Origin of the sequence: Mesorhizobium sp. YIM 152430, from assembly GCF_029210365.1 — a bacterium.
Lineage (GTDB): Bacteria > Pseudomonadota > Alphaproteobacteria > Rhizobiales > Rhizobiaceae > Aliihoeflea.
In genome coordinates, this window is record NZ_JARGES010000043.1 from 279,239 (window position 1) to 298,908 (window position 19,670).

The 19,670-nt window shown below is 63.7% G+C and carries 17 protein-coding genes; 16 read left to right on the top strand and 1 reads right to left on the bottom strand.

From position 1 onward, the window contains the following. Positions 1–108 precede the first annotated feature (108 nt). The 8 genes from PZ895_RS13625 (at position 109) to PZ895_RS13660 (ending at position 10,030) form a co-directional block, all read left to right on the top strand. On the top strand, positions 109–1,590 hold the full coding sequence (locus PZ895_RS13625; protein WP_275839530.1) for a lipopolysaccharide biosynthesis protein: 1,482 nt from the start codon (positions 109–111) through the stop codon (positions 1,588–1,590). A gap of 247 nt (positions 1,591–1,837) precedes the next feature. Further along, on the top strand, positions 1,838–2,635 hold the full coding sequence (locus PZ895_RS13630) for a glycoside hydrolase family 16 protein (RefSeq protein ID WP_275839531.1): 798 nt from the start codon (positions 1,838–1,840) through the stop codon (positions 2,633–2,635). An 8-nt stretch (positions 2,636–2,643) separates the two neighbouring features. Next, entirely contained in the window at positions 2,644–3,813 is a 1,170-nt protein-coding gene (locus PZ895_RS13635; protein ID WP_275839532.1) for a glycosyl transferase family 1, read from the top strand. A 26-nt stretch (positions 3,814–3,839) separates the two neighbouring features. After that, positions 3,840–4,844 carry a glycosyltransferase family 2 protein gene (locus tag PZ895_RS13640; RefSeq protein WP_275839533.1) on the top strand — a complete coding sequence of 335 codons (1,005 nt, stop codon included), beginning with the start codon at positions 3,840–3,842 and terminating at the stop codon, positions 4,842–4,844. Beyond that, positions 4,841–5,773, top strand: coding sequence for a glycosyltransferase family 2 protein (locus PZ895_RS13645; protein WP_275839534.1), 933 nt, complete (start codon positions 4,841–4,843; stop codon positions 5,771–5,773). The genes PZ895_RS13640 and PZ895_RS13645 overlap by 4 nt, the downstream gene beginning before the upstream one ends. Then, positions 5,763–6,722, top strand: coding sequence for a glycosyltransferase family 2 protein (locus PZ895_RS13650; protein WP_275839535.1), 960 nt, complete (start codon positions 5,763–5,765; stop codon positions 6,720–6,722). Before PZ895_RS13645 ends, PZ895_RS13650 begins: the two co-directional genes overlap by 11 nt. A 56-nt stretch (positions 6,723–6,778) precedes the next feature. After that, positions 6,779–7,687: a UTP--glucose-1-phosphate uridylyltransferase gene (locus tag PZ895_RS13655; protein WP_275839536.1), complete on the top strand. Its 909-nt coding sequence runs from the start codon at positions 6,779–6,781 to the stop codon at positions 7,685–7,687. Positions 7,688–7,729: 42 nt separating this feature from the next. Continuing rightward, the gene (locus tag PZ895_RS13660; protein WP_275839537.1) at positions 7,730–10,030 is read left to right on the top strand and encodes a Wzz/FepE/Etk N-terminal domain-containing protein; all 2,301 of its coding nucleotides are present in this window, start codon (positions 7,730–7,732) and stop codon (positions 10,028–10,030) included. Here the strand turns inward: PZ895_RS13660 and PZ895_RS13665 are convergent. Continuing rightward, a complete protein-coding gene (locus tag PZ895_RS13665; protein ID WP_275839538.1) occupies positions 10,027–10,821 on the bottom strand; it encodes a metallophosphoesterase family protein in 795 nt (264 codons plus the stop codon). The two genes, PZ895_RS13660 and PZ895_RS13665, sit on opposite strands and share 4 nt — an antisense overlap. 124 nt (positions 10,822–10,945) lie before the next feature. Here PZ895_RS13665 and PZ895_RS13670 point away from each other — a divergent pair, with 124 nt between their 5' ends. The 8 genes from PZ895_RS13670 to PZ895_RS13705 are packed head-to-tail and all read left to right on the top strand — an operon-like array spanning position 10,946 to position 19,670. Continuing rightward, a complete protein-coding gene (locus PZ895_RS13670; RefSeq protein WP_275839805.1) occupies positions 10,946–12,049 on the top strand; it encodes an acyltransferase in 1,104 nt (367 codons plus the stop codon). Positions 12,050–12,082: 33 nt separating this feature from the next. Further along, the gene (galE, locus tag PZ895_RS13675; RefSeq protein ID WP_275839539.1) at positions 12,083–13,084 is read left to right on the top strand and encodes a UDP-glucose 4-epimerase GalE; all 1,002 of its coding nucleotides are present in this window, start codon (positions 12,083–12,085) and stop codon (positions 13,082–13,084) included. 19 nt (positions 13,085–13,103) lie between these two features. After that, positions 13,104–13,475: a hypothetical protein gene (locus PZ895_RS13680; RefSeq protein ID WP_275839540.1), complete on the top strand. Its 372-nt coding sequence runs from the start codon at positions 13,104–13,106 to the stop codon at positions 13,473–13,475. A gap of 5 nt (positions 13,476–13,480) precedes the next feature. Continuing rightward, the gene (locus PZ895_RS13685) at positions 13,481–16,159 is read left to right on the top strand and encodes an ATP-binding protein (protein ID WP_275839541.1); all 2,679 of its coding nucleotides are present in this window, start codon (positions 13,481–13,483) and stop codon (positions 16,157–16,159) included. 12 nt (positions 16,160–16,171) lie between these two features. Continuing rightward, on the top strand, positions 16,172–16,552 hold the full coding sequence (locus tag PZ895_RS13690; protein ID WP_275839542.1) for a response regulator: 381 nt from the start codon (positions 16,172–16,174) through the stop codon (positions 16,550–16,552). After that, positions 16,549–18,150: a hypothetical protein gene (locus PZ895_RS13695; protein ID WP_275839543.1), complete on the top strand. Its 1,602-nt coding sequence runs from the start codon at positions 16,549–16,551 to the stop codon at positions 18,148–18,150. Before PZ895_RS13690 ends, PZ895_RS13695 begins: the two co-directional genes overlap by 4 nt. After that, positions 18,147–18,533 carry a response regulator gene (locus PZ895_RS13700; RefSeq protein ID WP_275839544.1) on the top strand — a complete coding sequence of 129 codons (387 nt, stop codon included), beginning with the start codon at positions 18,147–18,149 and terminating at the stop codon, positions 18,531–18,533. The genes PZ895_RS13695 and PZ895_RS13700 overlap by 4 nt, the downstream gene beginning before the upstream one ends. 6 nt (positions 18,534–18,539) lie before the next feature. Further along, on the top strand, positions 18,540–19,670 hold the full coding sequence (locus PZ895_RS13705; RefSeq protein ID WP_275839545.1) for a YaiO family outer membrane beta-barrel protein: 1,131 nt from the start codon (positions 18,540–18,542) through the stop codon (positions 19,668–19,670).

Genomic DNA, 19,670 nt, shown 5'->3' on the forward strand with positions numbered 1-19,670 from the left:
TCTGACGATGGAAGGTTCGCACGACGCACGCATATGCCGGCGTCTGGATGCCGATATCACCGGACCTGACTGACTGGTCCCGCGACCAGTACGAAAGAGAAATTGCCGATGGCGCCAGTGATCTCGTTTCGAACGGTGACCAACAATGTCGGTTGGAGCATCCTTTCGAAGACCAGCACTTTCGGGCTGAAATTTGTCACGGTTCCGATCCTCGCCCGGCTTCTGAGCCCCGAGGAATTCGGCATCGTCGCCGTCGCCCAGTTGGTCGTCCTGTTCCTGACCATGGTCGGCGGCGCCGGTCTGGCCGCTGCACTGGTGGTCGAGCGCACCCATGACGAAAAGACGGTGCATTCGGTCTTCTGTACCAATTTCGCGATGGCGATCGTCATGGCGCTGGCGCTTTTCGTCTTCGCCGAACCGCTGGCGACGATGATGGGTGCGCCGGGCGGCGGCGTCGTCGTCCAGGTCATGGCGCTGATCATCCCGATCCTGCTTTGCGGCGACGTCGCCTATGCGCTGCTTGCCCGCCGCATGGCGTTCGACAAGGATGCGTTCTGGAGCGTTCTCTCCGAATCTGCCGGTGCGCTTTGCGCCGTCGCGCTGGCGCTGACGGGATGGGGCTTGTGGGCGCTGGTCGCTCAACTTTTCCTGTCGGCGTTCCTGCGGCTCGGCGGGCTCTTTTACGCGACCGGTTACCGGCCGCGCTTCATGTTCTCGTTTGCGCGTGTTCGCGCCTTGTGGAGGTACAGCGCGAGCCTGATGGGGTCGGAGATTTTCAATTTCATCACGTTCCAGTCGCCGCTCGTGATCGTCTCTCGCTTTCTGGGCATTGCGGAGGCGGGGGCCTATTCGGCCGCGAATCGTTTCGCGAGCATTCCGAACCAGGTCGTTCTGGCTGCGCTGATGGGAGTGCTGTTTCCGACCTTTAGCCACATTGCCGACGACCGGGAAAGGCGCACGCGCGCGCTTTTCCTGTCGACACAGGTCTGCAGCCTCGTCCTCGCGCCGATGATGTTCGGCATCTGGGCGATCGCGGAGCCGGGCATGTATGTGATCTTCGGCCGGCAATGGGCCTGGGCCTGGCCAGTCCTGGGTCTGCTTGCGTTGTCGAAAGGCATATTGGCGCCGTGCAGCACCTACATCCCCTATCTGAAGGGCGTCGGCAAAAGCCACGTTCTCTGGTGGGTTGCGGTCGCCCGCGCCGTACTCGTCAGCGCGGCGGTGGCCTATGGCGCGATTTCGGGGGGGCTCGTCCAGGCCATGATCTGGCTGTGCATCTCGAATGCCGCAACGCTCGTCTTCTATTGCTGGACCGTGTTCCGAACCGACGAGATCCCTTTCCTGCGCAATTTTCTGGTCACCTGCCGGCCGATGGCAAGCGCCTTTGCCATGGCGGTCGCGGTGCGGTTTCTGGTCGACGAACTGCGCGAATCGGATTTCGGCCCCGTCGCCCAGATCGCGATCGGCGGCGCCGCCGGTTCCATGCTCTATGCGACCCTCATCCTCCTGACCGAGCGGGCGCTGTTGCGCGATCTGTTCGGCATGGTCGCGAAATTCCGCAATCGGGCGCAACCCGGGCCAGCATCCTGATTCACGTTACTGGGCGCATGTCGCAGGGCAGTATGCGAACGCTGGATTCGGGCAGACAATGCGCGTGGTCTGAAGAGCGCGATACTAACGCAGTCTCACAATTCGTTATCCCGGCTGGCGCCGCTTTTGGGCTCGCAGCCACATTCTCATCCGGTCGCACGGCTATTTGCATTGCAGCAAGCGCTTCATCGGGAGGTTTCCGCAGCGGCCCTTGGGAGAGGGCGGCGAACGAAGAGGTTATGGATCCATGGATAACGAACCCACCCGTCTGTGCACGATCGCCGCTTCGAGCACCATCGCCATCATCGCCGCGCTCGTGCCGGGCACGACCACCCATGCCGTCGAAGCTGGCGCTTCCTTCGTCGAGGAATTCGACGATCTCGCCTCGGAGCGCTGGTATGTCTCCGACGGCTGGTCGAACGGCGATCATCAGAACTGCACCTGGTCGAAGGATCAGGTTTCGGTGGAGGACGGCGTTCTGCGGCTTGGCTTCGCGACGGATGGCTACAAGGATCGCGACAATGTCTGCGGAGAGGTGCAGACGAACGAACGTTTCGGTTATGGCACCTACGAGGTGCGGATGAAGGCGGTCGAGGGGTCGGGACTCAACACCGGCTTCTTCACCTATATCGGCCCCGTCCACGACCAGCCGCATGACGAAATCGACTTCGAGGTGCTCGGCAAGAACCCGTCGAAGGTCCAGGTGAACCAGTATGTCGACGGCGAGAATGTCGGCGACGAAAAACTGGTCGAGGTGCCCGGCGGGGCGGCCAGCGACTTCAACGATTACGCCTTCGTCTGGGAGGAAGGCCGCATCGCCTGGTACGTCAATGGCGAACTCGTCCACGAAGCGACCGATCCGGACAAGCTGCCCAGCCACGCGTCCAAGATCTATCTGAGCCTGTGGGGCTCGGACACGCTGACATCCTGGATGGGCGCGTTCGAAGCACCGGGCGAGCCGATCGCTGCGCAGTTCGAGCGCGTGGCGTTCACGGCTCCCGGCGACGACTGCCAGTTCCCCGAATCCGTCGTCTGCGCGGACTGAACCCGACAATGCTTCATGTGCTCTATCTCGTTCATGACCTGACCGATCCCGCCGTCGGCCGCCGCGTGGCGATGCTTGAGGCGGGCGGGGCGCGTGTGGCCGTCGCCGGGTTCCGGCGCGACGACCGCGCGGCCCCGGCGCGGCTCGGCAGGTCCACCCCGATCGATCTCGGCATCACGCGCGATGGCAAATTCTTCCAGCGCATCGCAGCCGTCACCGCCGCTGCACTGGCGTTGCGCGCACGGCTGGACGGCGTCGATCAGCCCGACATCATAATTGCCCGGCATCTGGAAATGCTGGTCTTGGCAGACCGCGCAAAGGGACTCTTCCCCCTCCGCCCGGCCATCGTCTACGAAAGCCTCGACATCCATCGCCTGCTTTTGGCCGGCAATGCTGTGGGCCGTACCATGCGCGCCGCCGAGCGGCGATTCGCACGGAGCGCCCAACTTCTCTTGACGAGTTCGCCAGCCTTCCTGCGCGGCTATTTCGAACCCTACGGCCAGCTCGACGCTCCGGTCCTTCTGCTTGAGAACAAGGTTCTCGATCTGGACAATCCATCACCTGCAAAAGCACAGCGACTGCCGGTGCCCACGAAGGGCGAGCCCTGGAAGATCGGCTGGTTCGGCGCGCTGCGATGCGCGCGGTCGCTCGACGTGCTGATCGATCTGGCACGTCATCTCGCTGGCCGTGTCGAACTCGTTCTGCGCGGTCGGCCCGCCTATGACGCCATTCCCGATTTTGACGCGCGGGTCGAAGCCGCCCCTCATGTCGCATTCCATGGCCCCTATCGCAATCCGGACGATCTTGGGGCGATCTATGGCGAGGTTCACTTCAATTGGGCCATCGACTTCTTCGAGGAAGGCCTGAACTCCGAATGGCTCCTGCCGAACCGTCTCTATGAGGGCGGGCGCCACGGCACGATCCCCATCGCCCGCGCCGGGACCGAGACCGCCAGGTTCCTCACCGATCGCGCCATGGGCATCGTGCTCGACACATGTTCCGCCGACGAACTGGCGAGCGTCGTCTCGAACCTCGACGCGGCCCGGTTTGCAGATCTTCACGCACGGCTCGATGCCATCGACCCGGCGACATGGACTGCGACGCGCAGCGACTGCGAAGCCCTCGTCTCGCGCCTGTCGAGCCTTGGTCCGCAACCGGAATTGAGAGCTGCGGCATGACCTTGCAGGCATTGGAACAGCGCGTCATGACCGATGAGCTCGGCACCGAACTGCCACGTACGATGGTGGTCATTCCGTGCCTCAACGAGGCCGCCCATATCGCCGATCTCATCGCAGGACTGATGCCGTCGGCCGAGCGTCTCGACATGCCGATCCTGGTGGTGGATGGCGGCAGCAGTGACGGCACGGCGCGCCTCGTCGAGGACGTCGCCGCGTGCAATCCGCGCGTTCGACTGATCCGAAATCCACGCCGCATCCAGAGCGCCGCCGTCAACATGGCGGTCGCCGATCATGGCGAGCCCTACGGCTACTTCATCCGCATCGACGCCCATGGCGGCTATCCGGACGATTACTGCGATCGGCTCGTGGAAGAAGCGGTGCGTACCGGCGCCGATTCGGTCGTCGTCGCGATGAAGACGGCGGGCGACGTGCCCTTCCAGCAGGCGACGGCGCTCGCGCAGAACTCTCCGCTTGGCAATGGCGGCTCGAAGCACAGGGCGGGCGCGAGCGGGCGTTGGATCGACCATGGCCACCACGCCTTGATGTCGGTCGCCGCGTTCCGCGCCGTCGGCGGCTATGACGAGAGTTTCAGCCACAATGAAGACGCCGAACTCGACCATCGGCTGAACGTCGCCGGATTCCAGATCTGGATGACCGACCGCACCTTCATGACCTATTTCCCGCGCGCGACGCCGGGTGCGCTATTCAGGCAGTATTTCGCCTATGGGCGCGGGCGAGCCCGCAATGTCCTGAAGCATCGATCCGTGCCGAAGGTGCGCCAGATGATCCCGCTGCTGGTGGCGCCGGCGGTGGCTGGAGCCTTGCTGGCCGTGGTCAGCCTTGCGGCCATCGTGCCGGCCTTCGTCTGGATGGCGGCTTGCCTTGCCTATGGCGGCTGGCTCGCGCTGTTTCGCGGCGAGCGAAACGGATTGTTGGCAGGCGTCTCGGCCATGATCATGCACCTCGCCTGGTCGGCCGGCTTCTGGCTTCAACTCGTCTCGCCCGAAGGCAAACGATCGGGCGCGCGATGACCGAAGCACTGCACATCGACATTGCAGTCTGCACCTACAGGCGTCCGCAGCTTGCCGACACGCTGCGCTCTCTCGGTGCGCTTGCGATTCCAGATGGCGTGACGCTCCGGTTGATCGTCGCCGACAACGACACCAGGCCGAGCGCCGAGCGCATCGTCGACAAGATGGCTGGCCAGTTGCCGTACACCGTCGACTACGTTCACTGCCCGGCATCGAACATCTCGCTCGCCCGAAATGCCTGTCTCGACCACGCGCAAGCGGAATGGCTGGCCTTCATCGACGATGATTGCAGCGCTTCGTCGAACTGGCTGGCTGCACTTGTCGCAACAGCGCGCGAGACGGGGGCCGATGCGGTTCTGGGCCCGGTCGCGGCGATCTATGGCGACGCGGCCCCCGTCTGGATGCGGCGCGGCGACTTTCATTCGACCAACCCGGTTTTCGTGCGCGGCGCGCTTTTGACCGGCTACACCTGCAACGTTCTGATGAACGTCACGGCTCCGTCGCTCGAGGGCCGACGGTTCGACCTGGCGCTCGGCCGTACCGGAGGCGAAGACACCGAATTCTTCACCGGCATGGTGCGCGATGGCGGCCGCCTCGCATTTGCCGAGGCGGCGCTGGCGAGCGAACCCGTTCCCGCCGACCGCGCGCAGTTCGGCTGGTTGGCAAAGCGACGTTTCCGCACCGGCCAGACGCACGGACGGCTGCTTGCGAAGAACAGCGGCGGCACGATCGGCAAGGCCGTCGCGCTCGCCGCCGCCAAGACCGCATTCTGCGCGGGCGGTGCGGTTTTGACCGGGCTTCGGCCCGTCACGCGCAACCGCTACTTGCTGCGCTCGATCATGCATGGCGGCGTGGTCAGCGGTCTTCTCGGCCTGCGTGAAATCACCCTCTACGGCAACATCGAAGGGGGGCGCGACCATGCAGCCTGACGTCAGTTTCGTCGTCGCCGCCTACAACGCTCAGACGACGATCGCGCGCGCGGTCGAAAGCGCTCTTGCACAGGAGAAGATCTCGGTCGAGGTCATCGTCGTCGACGACGGGTCGGCGGATGCCACGCTCGAGCGCGTGCGCGCGATCGCCGACCAGCGGATCGTGCTCGTCGAAAAGCGCATCAATGGCGGACCCGGTGCAGCGCGCAATGCTGGATTCGCGCTCGCCAGAGGCCGCTACCTTGCCGTGCTCGACGCGGACGATACCGTGGTGCCGGACCGCAGCGCCCGCCTCCTTGCGCGTGCCGAAGAGGCAGGAGCGCAGATCGTCCTCGACGACCTGCTCGTCATCGACGAGCGCGGCGCGCAAGCTTCGTCTCGGCCGATGTTTGGCCGCGAGCGGCTCGACGCGCTGCCGCCCGTGACGCTCGCCTCCTTCATTGCCGGCAATCTGATGTTCGACGCAGAGTTTTCGCTCGGCTATCTCAAGCCGATCTTCGCGCGTGAGTTCATGCGCGTGCATGGCATCGTCTATGATGAAGGGCTGCGGATCGGCGAGGACTACCTGCTCGTCGCCGACGCGCTCGCTTGCGGCGCGCGCTGCGTCGTCGAGCCCGAGCCCGGCTATCAGTATCACCTCGTCGACGGCTCGGTCTCGCGCGTCTTGAAGCCGCAGCATGTCGCGGCGATTCTCGACGGCGACGAGCGCTTTCTGTCGCGCCACACGCTCGACAACGCGGCCATGGTCGCCCAGGCGCGTCGCACGCGCAGTCTTCGCGAGGCGGCCACGTTCCTCGACATCGTCGCCCATCTCAAGGCGCGCTCGGCGCATCGCGCGGTGCAGGCGGCTTTATCCGATCCGGCCGCGATCCGCCTGCTGAAGATGCCCATCATGGCCCGGCTGCGCCGCCTTGCCGGGCGACGTTCCGCCATGGCGGGGGATGGATAGGAGTTTCGAGGGCGACGAAAGGGCGGGGTGCTCAACATGATGGAATGGAAGACCAGATGAAAAAAGTCAGAAAAGCGGTGATCCCGGTTGCGGGCCTCGGCACGCGGTTCCTGCCCGCTACGAAGGCGATGCCGAAGGAGATGCTGACCATCGTCGACCGTCCCGTCGTGCAATACGCAGTCGACGAGGCGCGCGAGGCGGGGATCGAGCACATCGTGTTCGTCACCGGCCGCAACAAGCACGTCATCGAGGATCACTTCGATATCCAGCCCGAACTCATCGAAACGCTGACCCGGGCCGGCAAGAGCGCCGAACTGGCCGCGATCGAGGCTCTTCAACTCGATGCGGGTCGCGTCAGCTTCACGCGCCAGCAGGCCCCGCATGGTCTCGGCCACGCGGTCTGGTGCGCGCGCGACCTGATCGGCGACGAGCCCTTCGCCCTATTGCTGCCCGACATGGTCTCGTTCGGCGCTCGCGGCTGCCTTGCGACAGCGATGCAGCTTTACCGTGAGGCCGGCGGCAACGTGCTGTCGGTCGAGCAGTGCAATCCGCTCGAGACCGCCAAATACGGCATTGTCGGCAAGGGCGGTCCCGTCGCCGCCGGTTTCGCCATCACCGGGATGGTGGAAAAGCCCAAGCCGTCGCAGGCGCCATCGAACTACTACATCAACGGCCGCTACATCCTGCAGCCGGAAATCTTCGACCTTCTGGAAACGCAGGAGCGCGGCGCGGGCAACGAGATCCAGTTGACCGACGCCATGGCGCGCCTTGCGCGTGTCCAGCCCTTCCATGCGGCGCCCTTCGGCGGACGCATGTTCGACACCGGTTCCAAGGCGGGCTTCATCGAGGCCAATGTGGCGATGGCACTTACGCGCGACGACCTTCGCGATCTGGTTCTCGGGCCGATCGCGGAGCTTGTCGCCGCTCATGCCGGCGCTGCTTCCCGCATCAACCGCTCGGCCTGAGCCGGACCAGAAAGCGAGACGCGCCGCAGGCGCGACCCCGTCATGCACCACAGCAATACCCCCCTGGATACCCGCCGGCTGACGAGGCCGGCGGATTCCGACCAGTTCATCGATCTCGATCGCCTGCTGGCGATGACGCGCCGACGCCTGTCCCTCGTTGCGCTTTGTGCAGTGCTGGGACTGGTGCTGGGGGGCGTATTTCTGCTGGTGACGCCGCCGACCTTCACGGCCGCGACACGCATCCTGCTCGACGAGAACCTGACCAAGTTCACCGAGGAACGGGAAGCCCGGCCCGCGCCGAGCCAGGCCGACTCCATGGTCGCGAGCGAGGTCGAGATCCTGAAGTCGGCGCGGCTCGCCCGCGTCGTCGTAGAGACGCTCGACCTGCACGACAATCCAGCATTTCTCGATCCGCCGCAGTCTCCGCAGGGCTGGCTGCGCAGTCAGCTCCGCTCGCTCGCACGCCTGCTTTCAGGCAGTGCAAGTGCCGGCGAACCGACCGAAGAGGCGCGCATCGGGCGTGCTTCCGCGATCCTCCAACAGAACCTTGTTGCCGAACGCGTCGGACGCAGCTTCGTCATCGACGTGAAATACAGCGCCAAGGATCGCGAGATCGCTGGATCGGTCGCGCGTGCCTATGCCGAACAATATCTGTCGGACCAACTCGATGCGAATTTCGACGCGACGCAACTTGCCGTCACCTGGCTCCAGGGGCGCCTCGATCAATTGCGCAGCGACTGGCTGTCCGCCTCGATGGCGGCCGAACGATTTCGCGCGGAAAACGGTCTGACGGCTGCCCGCGGCGAACTCGTTTCGGAGCAGCAACTGTCCGACCTCAACAACCAGCTCGTTCTAGCACAGGCCGAGACGGCCAATGCGCGCGCGCGCTACGACCAGTACAAGGCGATCATCGACAGCGGCGAGGAGAGCGCAGTCGACAATGCGATCATTCCAACCGATCTGGCGCAAGGATCTGCCCTGACCGATCTGAAGACACGCTATCTGTCGATTACCGAGCGCGCGCAGGAGATCGAGGCACGGTTTGGCGAGGACCATCCGCAGGCCGCCGCTCTGCGCAATCAGGGGAGAGAGCTTCGTCGCCAGATTTTTAAGGAGCTGCGCCAGGTCACGGAAAGCTACCGAACCGAATACGAGGTGGCGCGCACCCGCGAGGCTTCGCTGCGCGAGAATGTCGGGACGATGAGCGGCGAAAGTTCGGCGACCGGCCAGTCGATGGTCAAGCTGCGCGAATTGGAGCAACAATCCTCCGCGCTTGGAAAGCTCTATGAAACGTTCCTCGCCCGCTACGAGGAGGCCTCGCAGCAGCAATCCTTTCCGATCGCCGAGGCCCGGGTGATTTCGCAGGCGAACAACCCGGTTTCGCCCTCGAGCCCGAGCAAGACGCTCGCACTCGGTCTTTTCGTGACGCTGGGCCTGATGGCGGGTGCCGGCATCGGCGGACTGCTGGAATTTCGCGAACGCTTCCTGCGGACCGGCGACGACGTCCGAGACGGGCTCGGCTTCGATTTTCTCGGCTACCTGCCGCTCTTGGGTTCGACCCGCTCGACGCGGACGCAGGCAAGCACGCCGACCGGCGAGCCGAGCGCGCTCGACCATACCGGGTCGAGCCTTCTGAGAGTCGCGGTCTTTTCCCCCGCCTCGCTTTTCGCCGACACGCTGCGCAGCGCCAAGCTGGCTAGCGACGTCCTCTTACCCAACAAGCCCTCGAAGGTCATCGGCTTCGTGTCCGTCCTGCCGCGCGAGGGCAAGACGACGGCGGCCGCGAACTTCGCCGGTCTGCTTGCGGCCAATGGCGCCCGCACGGTCCTGATCGACGGCGATCTGCGCAATCCGGGCTTGAGCCGCCGGCTCGGATCGCAGCCCAAGGCCGGACTGGTCGAAGCGCTCGTCGGACGCGTTGCCTGGCAGAATGCGCTTCTGGCTGACCAGAAGACAGGCCTGTCGATCCTCCCGGCGGTCGTCCGCGGAAGGCTGTCGCACACCAGCGAACTGCTTTCCGGCCAGGCGATGGGCACGATGCTCGAGGAGATGCGCAGTCATTTCGACTATATCGTCATCGATCTGCCGCCGCTCGGTCCCGTGATCGATGCCCGCGCCTTTGCGCCGCTCGCCGACGGTTTCCTGTTCGTCGCCGAATGGGGCGCGACCCCCCGCGCCCTTGTCCGGCGGACCCTGCAGGGCGAACCGCTGATCGCCGCCAGGACGATGGGCGTCATCTTGAACAAGACGGACATGAAGCGCTTGCCCAAATACGGATCGGCGGGTGGCGCGGAGCGCTACTTCCATCGCTATGCCGCCTATTATGGCGAGCAGAGCGGCTAGTGGTGGTTCGAAAGAAAGCGGCCGCGTTTCTGCCAGATGCGCAGCGCGGTCAGCCGCCCGGTCTTGAATGCGCCGGTGTCGAGGTTCATTCGACGGCCGGTTCGTTCGGCTGTGTCGATCGGCGTGTGGCCGTGGACGACGTAGCGCGGCAGGCGGTGCGAAGCCTCGTAAAACGCCTTGCGAATGAAGAGCAGGTCCTCGTCGCGCTGGTCCTCGAGCGCGACGCCGGGCCGGATGCCGGCATGGACGAACAGAAAATGACCGGTATCGACGAGGATCGGCATCGCGCGCAGCAAGCTTACGTGATGCGCGGGGATGGCCGCACGCACCTTGGCACCGATGCGTGCCGGATCGGAGCCCAGCGCCCGCAAATTGCCGGCTTCGATGTCATAGGAGGCAAGCGTTGGCAGTCCGCCGACCGTCAGCCAGTCGGCGAGCGTGATCCGGCCGTCGAGGAAGTCGAGCATGAACCGCTCATGGTTGCCCATCAGGCAGATGCGGTCGAAGCCCGGTGGTGGCGGCCGCGACAGATGCTCCAGCACGTCGCAGGAGCGCGGGCCACGATCCACATAGTCGCCGAGCATGATGATCAGCTTTTCATCGGCAATCCGCGATGCGTCGTCGGCGATCACCGCTTCGAGTGCCAGCAACTCGTCGAGGCAGCCATGCACGTCGCCGACGGCGTAGACGACGAGCCCGTCGATATCGAGACGAATCCGCTCCGGACCATGGGTCCGGTCCGCTTCGGAAGACCCGGAAGAGAACAGCCTTGGCAGCTTCCAGCCTGTCATGCCTTCACCTCACGCCCGAACACGTCCGCATCAGCGAGAGGCGCGGCAGGCCCATGCAAGACCGGAGAAGTCGATGTTGCAGACCCATCCTGCACCTTACGCCGTTCCACCTGTGTCGAACTCCATGTCGCAACGTGTCGCGATCGCGAGAACGCTGTGCATCGCTTTCATGACCTTCGTCCACGTGCAGCCCGGCATAGCCGAGAACGTCTACGATCGCGAGGCCGGGTTTTTCGACATCGTCTATTTCGTCCTCACGCGGCTGATCGGACTGAGTTCCGTTTCCCTGCTCGGCATCGTCTCGGGCTATTTCATCGTTTCCAGCCTCGTCAAGGCGGGCCCGGCGCGCGTCCTTGCCGCCAAGTTGCGCACCCTCGTCGTTCCGCTTGTTTCGTGGAATGCGTTGATGCTTGCGCTGCTTGTCGCCTATGGCGTGCTTTCGGACAATTGGCGCGACATGCTGCAGGCGACGCCGCTCGGCATCGCCAATGCCTTTCTCGCACTGACCGAATGGCCACTGGTCGTCCCGCTCTGGTTCCTGCGCGACCTGTTCGTCTGCTGCCTCGTCTCGCCGCTTCTGCTGCTCGGCCTGCGCCGTTCGGCGCCGGCAGTGTTCGTGGTGCTGGTAGCCTATACGCTGTTCGGGACAGACTGGTATCTCATGCAGCGGCCGCAATTGCTGTTGTTCTTCGCCATCGGCATGTGGCTGCGCCTGGCCGATATCGGCGAATGGCCGCTCGACCGCGTGTTGCGACCGTTCCTCGCCGGGCTTGCCATCATGGTGGCGATCTTTCTCGCATTGCGCATCGAGCGTGTGTCGATCGGTGAGATGAACGAGACGCTGCGCATCGTGCTGGATACGCTGCTGCGCGTGTCCATGGCCGCTGGATGCTGGCTTCTGACGGGCGTCCTGCGCCGCTCGCGCTTCGGCTCGCTGCTGATCCGGTTCGAGCCTTACGCGTTTTTCCTGTTCTGCAGCCACGCGATTGTCTTCGTCTTCGGCGGCATCCTTCTGCGTAGGGTTTTTGGCAATTATGGATCGGAGCTCTATCCGGTCTCGTTCTTCATTCAGCCGGTCATCGCCGTCGTCGCGGCGATCGTCGGCCTGCACCTCATAAGCCGCTTCGCGGCCCTGACGTTTTTTCTCAACGCCAGCAAAGGGCTTCCGGTCGCGACACCTCCGAGCTCGGCGGCCAACCGCAATTCACTGCCGCAGCAAACGCGGTGACCATGAAGATTCGTGTCTAGACAAGGAGCCAGGATGACGATTCTTGTAACGGGTGGTGCCGGTTATATCGGCAGCCACATGGTATGGAAGCTGGTCGAAGCCTGCGAGGATGTGGTCGTGGTCGACAATCTGTCGACCGGCTTCGACTGGGCGCTGCCCATCAACTGCAAGCTGGTCTTGGGCGACATTGCCGATGACGATCTGGTCGACCGGATCATGAGCGAACATTCGATCGACGCCATCATCCATTTCGCAGGTTCGATCGTCGTGCCCGACTCCGTTGCCGATCCGCTCGGCTATTATCTGAACAATACCATCAAGTCCCGCGCGCTGATCGCCTCGGCCGTCCGCAACGGCGTCGCGAACTTCATCTTCTCCTCGACGGCAGCCGTTTACGGTTCGACCGAACAATCCCTGTTGGCAGAGGATGCGCCGACCCTTCCTGGATCTCCCTATGGCACTTCGAAGCTGATGACCGAACTGATGTTGCGCGATGCGGCCGCGGTACACGAACTGCGCTACACGGCGCTTCGCTACTTCAACGTCGCCGGCGCCGATCCGGACAGACGGACCGGCCAGTCGAGCCGGGGCGCCACGCACCTGATCAAGGTCGCCGCCGAGGCCGCGTTGGGCAAGCGCAAGGGCATTGACATCTACGGCACCGATTATGCGACGCCGGACGGAACCTGCATTCGCGACTATATCCACGTTTCAGACCTCGTGAACGCGCACTATCTGGCGCTGCTGAGATTACGCGGCGGAGGCGGAAACCTCGTTGCAAATTGCGGCTATGGTCGTGGATACTCGGTTCGCGAGGTTATCCGCGCGGTCAGTGACGTTAGCGGCGTGGAGTTCGACGTGCGTTTGGCCAGCCGTCGTCCGGGCGACACGGCAAGGGTGGTCGCGAATTCGGACCGCGCGCGATCCGAATTCGGCTGGCAGCCCGAGCACGACGACCTGAAGCGCATCGTCGCCCACGCGCTCGCCTGGGAAGAAGCACTCGCACGGCGCAATTCCACCATTTCAACTGTATGAAACGCGCAGGAACGAATAGATGAATCTTTTCAACGCCTTTCGCAGCCGGTCTCCCTCCCGGGACGCCGACACGGACAGGCAACGCTTCGAGCGGCTGTCCACGACGTTGACCTCAGTCCGCGACGAGGTCGAGCGGGAACAGGAAGGGCTGCGCCGCCGGTACGACGAAAGCCGGCGCGATGCGGGCATGGCGCTCGAGGCCCTGGATGAAAGGCCATTGAGCGCGAAGTTGGCCGCTTCCGTCGACCAGCACAGCGACACCATTCTCAAATGCGAAAAGCGTTTGCAAACGCTCGAGGCGCAAAAACAGCACTTTGCGCGCATTGGTGACCTCCTGTCGGAATTGCCGGGTTCCCGACCATCGGATGCTCCGGCCCGCGTTCTTAGCTGAAGTGATTGCACAAAGCCTTCGACCTGCCGGCGAACACGTTTCCAATGCCGATCAGAACGGGTTGCCCTTGCCGGCTCTGGCGCAGCATATTCCCAACCCGCTCACATCCGTTGCATGGATCCTCTCGCCGAGGCGAGCGATATTCACACCGACGACCGCCGGCTGAGGCTCGAATTGGCGGCGATCTTCCCGAGTTTCTGACCGCCCGGGGCAAGATTTACATTACGTCAATCACCATCGGGTTATTACCGCCCGTGCATTCGCCGAAAGGTACGTTCATGCCCGATATCTGGCAGCCGCTTTTTGCAAATGTCGCGCTGATCGCCATTGCGCTGCTCGCCTGGGAACGCCTGTCGGATTTCTTCTCTTACCAAGACACATATTGGCGATCGCTGACATTCGGGGCCGTAATGGGCGCCGGTTCCATTGCCTCTATGGCGATGGCATCCGAAGCCGTGCCGGGCGTGATCTTCGACTTGCGAACTTCGCTCATTTCGGCGGCGGGGCTTTTTGGCGGAATGCCGGCCGCTCTGGTCAGCGCCGGCCTCGCCTTGGCTTACCGCACCTCGTTGGGGGGTGCCGGCCTCTTTGCTGGAATGATTTCCATAATTCTGGCCTATGCAGTGGGGCTCATTGCGCACAGCCATACGAGCCATCGATCTTTACGTTTTTCGGACGTCCTGATTGTTGCCTTCATCGTTCCCATGTGCACGCTTTTGAGTTTTCTGTTTTTGCCTCAGGGCGGAAGGCTGACAATGTTCAGCGAGACAGGGCTGCCGGTGTCGACTCTGTCCTTCGCGGCTACCTTGCTCATTTCGTCTGCCCTGTATCGGGATGGCCGCCAGCGTGAACTGACGCGCCGGAACCTCATTTACCGCTCCATGGTGGATGAATTGCCCGATTGCCTGAACGTCAAGGATCTCAACGGGCGTTTCCTGGCCGCCAATCCACCGACGGCAAGATTGATGCGCGCCGGCTCAGTTGCCGATTTGATCGGCAGGACCGACTTCGATTTCTATCCGGCATCGGTCGCCACGATCTTTAGGGACGATGAACAAAAAATCCTCGCCAATGGTGAGGCGCGCCGCTTCGACCAGCGCATTCATCTTGACGACGGTACCGACGGCTGGCTTTCAACGCTCAAGGCGCCGTTGCGAGACGAAACCGGCCGGATAATTGGTGTCATCACGCACAATCGAGACGTCACCGAAGAGAGGCGCAACCAGGAGATCAAGAACGAATTCATCTCCACCGTCAGCCATGAACTACGCACGCCGCTGACCTCCATTCGGGGATCGCTTGGTCTCGTCTCGGCCGGCATTGCGGGCGCGCTGCCGCCCAAGGCGGAAAATCTCGTGCGCATCGCCCACACCAACAGCGAGAGGTTGGTCAGGCTCATCAATGACATTCTCGACATGGAGAAAATCGAGTCGGGGAAGCTGATATTCGACATGCAGCGCCACGCGCTGCGTCCGATCGTTGAACAGGCCATCGAGGCGGCCAACAACTACATGCCCGATCGCCAGATACGCATCGTTCTCGTCGATGATGCGCCCGGCTCCGTCGTCGACGTCGATTCCGACCGGATGCACCAGGTCGTCACGAACCTTTTGTCGAATGCGATCAAGTTCTCGCCGCCGGCGGGCATCGTGCAATTGCGCCTTGCCCATCTCGACAACCACGTGGAAATCGCCGTCAGCGATCAGGGAGCAGGCATACCACCCGCCTTCCGCGACCGGATTTTCGGCAAGTTCGAACAGGCGGATTCGTCCAACACGCGGGAGAAGGGTGGCACCGGGCTCGGTTTGAGCATCACCCGAGCACTCGTCCAGAACATGTCGGGCGCGATAGGTTTCGAAACGACCGAGGGCGCCGGCACGACCTTCAAGGTCACCTTGCCGCTCGCTTCCGACGACACGCTCGCAAAGTCGGGATCGCTCCAGACGCGCGAGGCGACGCGCATCCTCATCTGCGAAGACGACGCGGAAACCGCATCGATCATCGCGAAGCTTCTTGCAAGGGACGGATACGGGGCGGACCACGCGCCCGACTTCTCGTCGGCGCAGTCGTTGCTGCGCGACCGGACTTATGCGGCGATTGCGCTCGACATTGACCTCGCCGGCGATTCGGGCGTGCGCCTGTTCAACGAGGTGCGCAATTCGCACCACAACGGCAATATTCCCATCATCGTACTGTCTGCGGCTCCCGATGAGGCGCGCAAGTCGCTGAATGGAGCCGCGGTTGGCATCATTGACTGGCTCGCCAAGCCTGTCGACCCCGAGCGTCTTCACGCTTCGGTCCAGAAGATCGTTGCCGTGCAATCTCGTCATCGCCCCCGCATCCTCCATGTCGAGGACGACCAAGACGTTCTGGAGGTAATGGCGGCCGGACTGGGCAACGACGTCGTCGTGACGTTCGCACACAATCTTGCCGAAGCTCGCGAGCATTTGGCGAAGCAAAGCTTTGAGTTGGTCATCCTCGACATCGGATTGCCGGACGGGTCCGGTCTCGATCTTCTCGGCGTCCTCGACGACGCGACACCCGTCATCATCTTTTCCGCGGCGGATCTAGACGGCGCCCTCGCAAATAAGGTCAAGTCCGTCATGACGAAGACAAAGAGGTCCGAGATCGACGTGGCGCGCTCCGTACGCGCGATACTTGCAGACCGAACCGAGCGGGGTTGAACAGAGAAATCGATGCCGAAAATCCTCTATGTCGACGACGAGGACGACATTCGCGAAATAGCGGAGATGGCGCTCGGACTCGATCCGAGCTTCGAAATCAGGTCCGCCGCGTCGGGCAGGGAAGGGCTGGAAGTTGCAAGATGCTTTTCGCCGGATCTGATCATGCTCGACGTCATGATGCCCGGAATGGACGGACCGTCTACATTTTCGGCGGCGCGGGCGGATCCCGATCTTGGCCACGTCCCGGTTGTCTTCATCACGGCCCGCACGCAGACGCATCAGGTCGCGGAACTGATGGCGCTCGGTGCGCGGGGCGTCATCCCCAAACCGTTCGATCCGATGACACTCGCCGCCCAGGTGTCCCGACTGCTGGATGATGAGGGCAATCGGTGAGATTCACGCCGCAATTGCCGAGGCTGTTCGCCCTGGCATTGCTGGCGACGTGCTCGGCTGAAACGGTTCAAGCGGGCGAGACGATGGACGAGTTGAGCGCTGTCGACCCACCGCCGATCTGGCAGGCCCCGATTTTTTCGCCCGGCCCGGCACCCGACACGATCGCGTTGCAGGGGACGCGTGGGGCGGCGGGCTTCGATCCTCAACTCGCTTATGTTCCCAAGACCGAGCGTCCGGAGGCAGGCGGTCGCGAGCCGTTGCCATTTCGCGCGGATATCCTGGCCGACGCGACGCCGCGCCCGTTCGGCCGCGGCGAACGGGTCGAGATCGTGGCGGGGGATCGAATGACGATCGCCTGCACAAAGGGGGATTTTCCCGCGGGCGCTGTCTTCTCGTTTGCCGGCCGCTTTCCGCAGGAGGCAGCGTTCGAGATCGTAGTCGACGGGCACCTCGAAACCGTCGGTCTGGCTTTGGTGCGCAAAGGTGGTGATGCCAGCCGTCCGGCCGATTTGATCGGCTCCTACGACCCATCGTCCAACCGCATTTTCGTGCCGGCCGGCGTGGCGACGGGCGATGCCGAACTCGTCCTTCTGTGCCCCACCGGCGGGACGCATGTCGAGATCGCCTCCTTGACGCTTGAACCGCGCCGGGTTGCGCGTGATGCGACCCATGGAGCGTGGATTTGGGATGCAGCAGGCTGGCTCGACTGTCCGGACGCGCTGCTCGAGAAGTTGCGTGCCGCCGGCCTCGATGAAATCTACCTCCAATTGCCGCTCGGCGATTCGACGACGTTCGATCCGTGGACGGACTTTCTGCGGCATTTCCGTGATGCAGGCGTGCGCATTGTCGCCGTCGAAGGCGACCCGGCAATGGTTCTGGACCATGGCCGTCGCAACGCGGTCCTGAGGGCGACGAGGCTGGCGGCGTTCCGGCGCGAGCATCCCGGTCTGATCGCAGGCGTGCAATACGACGTCGAGCCCTACCTTCTTGCCGCCCATGCCGCCGATCCCGAAACGAGCTGGCGCGCCTGGGCGGAGCTGATCGTCGAACTGCGAGGCATTTTCGATGCGCCGGTTTCCGTAGTCGTGCCGTTCTGGATGATGGGCGATCCAACGGCGAGAACGGCCCTGACGAAAGCTGTCGCTCATGTCGATGATTTGGTCGTCATGGCCTATCGTACTGACTTTGGCGCAATCGAGGACATCTCCGCGCCCTGGCTCGAATTTGCTGCATCGGAGTCGATCGGTGTCCGGATCGCGCTGGAAAACGGCCCGCTGCCGATCGAGCATCACCGCATCTATCGGCGGGCGCAAGCAGGCGAGGTCGCGCTGCTCGCCGGGCCGATATCGACGGTCGAGCTTCACCCGGGCCCTGTCCATGAAAGCCCGGGTCGCAAGGTCTACGCGTTCAGTCACGAGGTCGTGACCGATCCGCTGCGCACCACCTTCGACGGCGATCTCGCCGGCCTGGCGGCGGCGCGCACGCGCCTGACCGAAACCCTCTCGGCCTGGCCGTACTTTCGCGGGCTGGCTTTTCATGGGTTAATCGCGCTATCAGAATCAACGTCGCATGGCGGATGCGACGCGAGGGACAGATGAGCGATATGAAGACGATCCTGGTCTGCGACGATGACCCGTTGCTGATTGAACTGATGGAATTTCGGCTACGTGCAAAGGGTTTCGAGGTCGCTGTTGCCTGCGATGGGGCGGAAGCGCTGGAGAAGGCGGACGAGGTGCGCCCGGCGGCGATCGTACTCGATGCGATGATGCCGCGCGTGGATGGCTTCGAGGTCCTGAGCCGCCTCAAGGCGAATACCGCGCTTGCCGACATTCCGCTGATCATGCTGACGGCCCGCAAGTCGGAGACCGACATCGTCTCGGCGCTGGACAAGGGCGCCGACGACTATCTCGTCAAGCCCTTCATTCCGGATGAACTGATGGCGCGCCTCTCCCGGCTACTCGCCCGGCAAAAGCGCGGCTAGGCGACCATGCGTCGAATCTCCCGCATCGCTGCAGCCCTCTTTGCCGGTTCGCTGACTGTGTTGCCGGCCGCCGCGCAAACCGCGTCCGAACTCTACGAAGAAGGTGTCACCGCCCGTCAGGAGCAGCGATTTGACGTTGCCATTGTGTCGCTCGAGCGCGCGCTCGCGCTTGAGCCCGGCAATGCGGACGCGCTGGTGCAACTCGGCTTCGCTCGCCTGGGCGCGGGCGATACGGCCGGCGCGCGGACGGCCTTCGAGGACGCACTCGCCATCGCGCCGGCCTATTCCGACGCCACCTTTGGCCTCGCGCAGATCGCGTTGCGTGAAGGCGATGCGGAACGCGCGCGCAGTCTGATCGAACCGCTTGTAGCGGCAAATCCCGACAATGCCGAGTTCCGCGATCTTCAGACATCGGCCGCCGCCGCCAGCGCATCCGATGCGCGCCGATGGCGTCTCGACATCGGAACGGAAGCGAGCGCACTTTCCGGCGGCCGCTCCTCCTGGACCGACAGCGCGGCGGGCCTGTCCTATCGGGCGACCGACCGCACGAGCGTCGGCGGCCGTGTTCGCCACGCACGTCGTTCCGGCGCTGACGACTGGCAGGTCGAGGGACGCATCGATCATCGCCTGACCGATCGGATCGCCGTCCACGGACTTGCTGCTGCGACGCCCGATGCCGACTTCCTCGCCCGATCGTCTTTCGGCATTGGAGGGACTTGGCGCCTTTTCGACGGAACGTCCGTGACTGGCCCGGCCATTTTCGGCATCGATTCCCGCTACGACACCTTCGCGCTCGCCAATGTCTGGACCTTTGCGCCGAGCGTCCAGGTGTTCACAGCCGACGAGCGGTTCGGCTTCACCGCGCGCTGGATTCACGCCGAGGACGACCGCGGCACCGTGGCGGACGGCTTTCTGCTCCGCGCCGACTGGACCGCGACGGAGCGGCTGCGCCTCTTCGCGGGCTATGCCGACGCACCCGAGATTTCCGACGGTCAACTTGACGAGACCGAGACCGTTTTCGGCGGTCTGGCTTTCGACGTCACCGACCGGCTGACGCTCACCGGCAGCTATGCGCATGAGCGCCGCGAGACCTTCGATCGCGACACGTTCGGCATCGGGCTCTCGTTGAGGTTCTGA

Coding starts and splice junctions, on each gene's coding strand:
- PZ895_RS13625 (WP_275839530.1), top strand. CDS start 109: ATGGCGCCAGTGATCTCGTTTCGAACGGTGACCAACAATGTCGGTTGG.
- PZ895_RS13630 (WP_275839531.1), top strand. CDS start 1,838: ATGGATAACGAACCCACCCGTCTGTGCACGATCGCCGCTTCGAGCACC.
- PZ895_RS13635 (WP_275839532.1), top strand. CDS start 2,644: ATGCTTCATGTGCTCTATCTCGTTCATGACCTGACCGATCCCGCCGTC.
- PZ895_RS13640 (WP_275839533.1), top strand. CDS start 3,840: ATGACCGATGAGCTCGGCACCGAACTGCCACGTACGATGGTGGTCATT.
- PZ895_RS13645 (WP_275839534.1), top strand. CDS start 4,841: ATGACCGAAGCACTGCACATCGACATTGCAGTCTGCACCTACAGGCGT.
- PZ895_RS13650 (WP_275839535.1), top strand. CDS start 5,763: ATGCAGCCTGACGTCAGTTTCGTCGTCGCCGCCTACAACGCTCAGACG.
- PZ895_RS13655 (WP_275839536.1), top strand. CDS start 6,779: ATGAAAAAAGTCAGAAAAGCGGTGATCCCGGTTGCGGGCCTCGGCACG.
- PZ895_RS13660 (WP_275839537.1), top strand. CDS start 7,730: ATGCACCACAGCAATACCCCCCTGGATACCCGCCGGCTGACGAGGCCG.
- PZ895_RS13665 (WP_275839538.1), bottom strand. CDS start 10,821: ATGACAGGCTGGAAGCTGCCAAGGCTGTTCTCTTCCGGGTCTTCCGAA.
- PZ895_RS13670 (WP_275839805.1), top strand. CDS start 10,946: ATGTCGCAACGTGTCGCGATCGCGAGAACGCTGTGCATCGCTTTCATG.
- galE (WP_275839539.1), top strand. CDS start 12,083: ATGACGATTCTTGTAACGGGTGGTGCCGGTTATATCGGCAGCCACATG.
- PZ895_RS13680 (WP_275839540.1), top strand. CDS start 13,104: ATGAATCTTTTCAACGCCTTTCGCAGCCGGTCTCCCTCCCGGGACGCC.
- PZ895_RS13690 (WP_275839542.1), top strand. CDS start 16,172: ATGCCGAAAATCCTCTATGTCGACGACGAGGACGACATTCGCGAAATA.
- PZ895_RS13700 (WP_275839544.1), top strand. CDS start 18,147: ATGAGCGATATGAAGACGATCCTGGTCTGCGACGATGACCCGTTGCTG.
- PZ895_RS13705 (WP_275839545.1), top strand. CDS start 18,540: ATGCGTCGAATCTCCCGCATCGCTGCAGCCCTCTTTGCCGGTTCGCTG.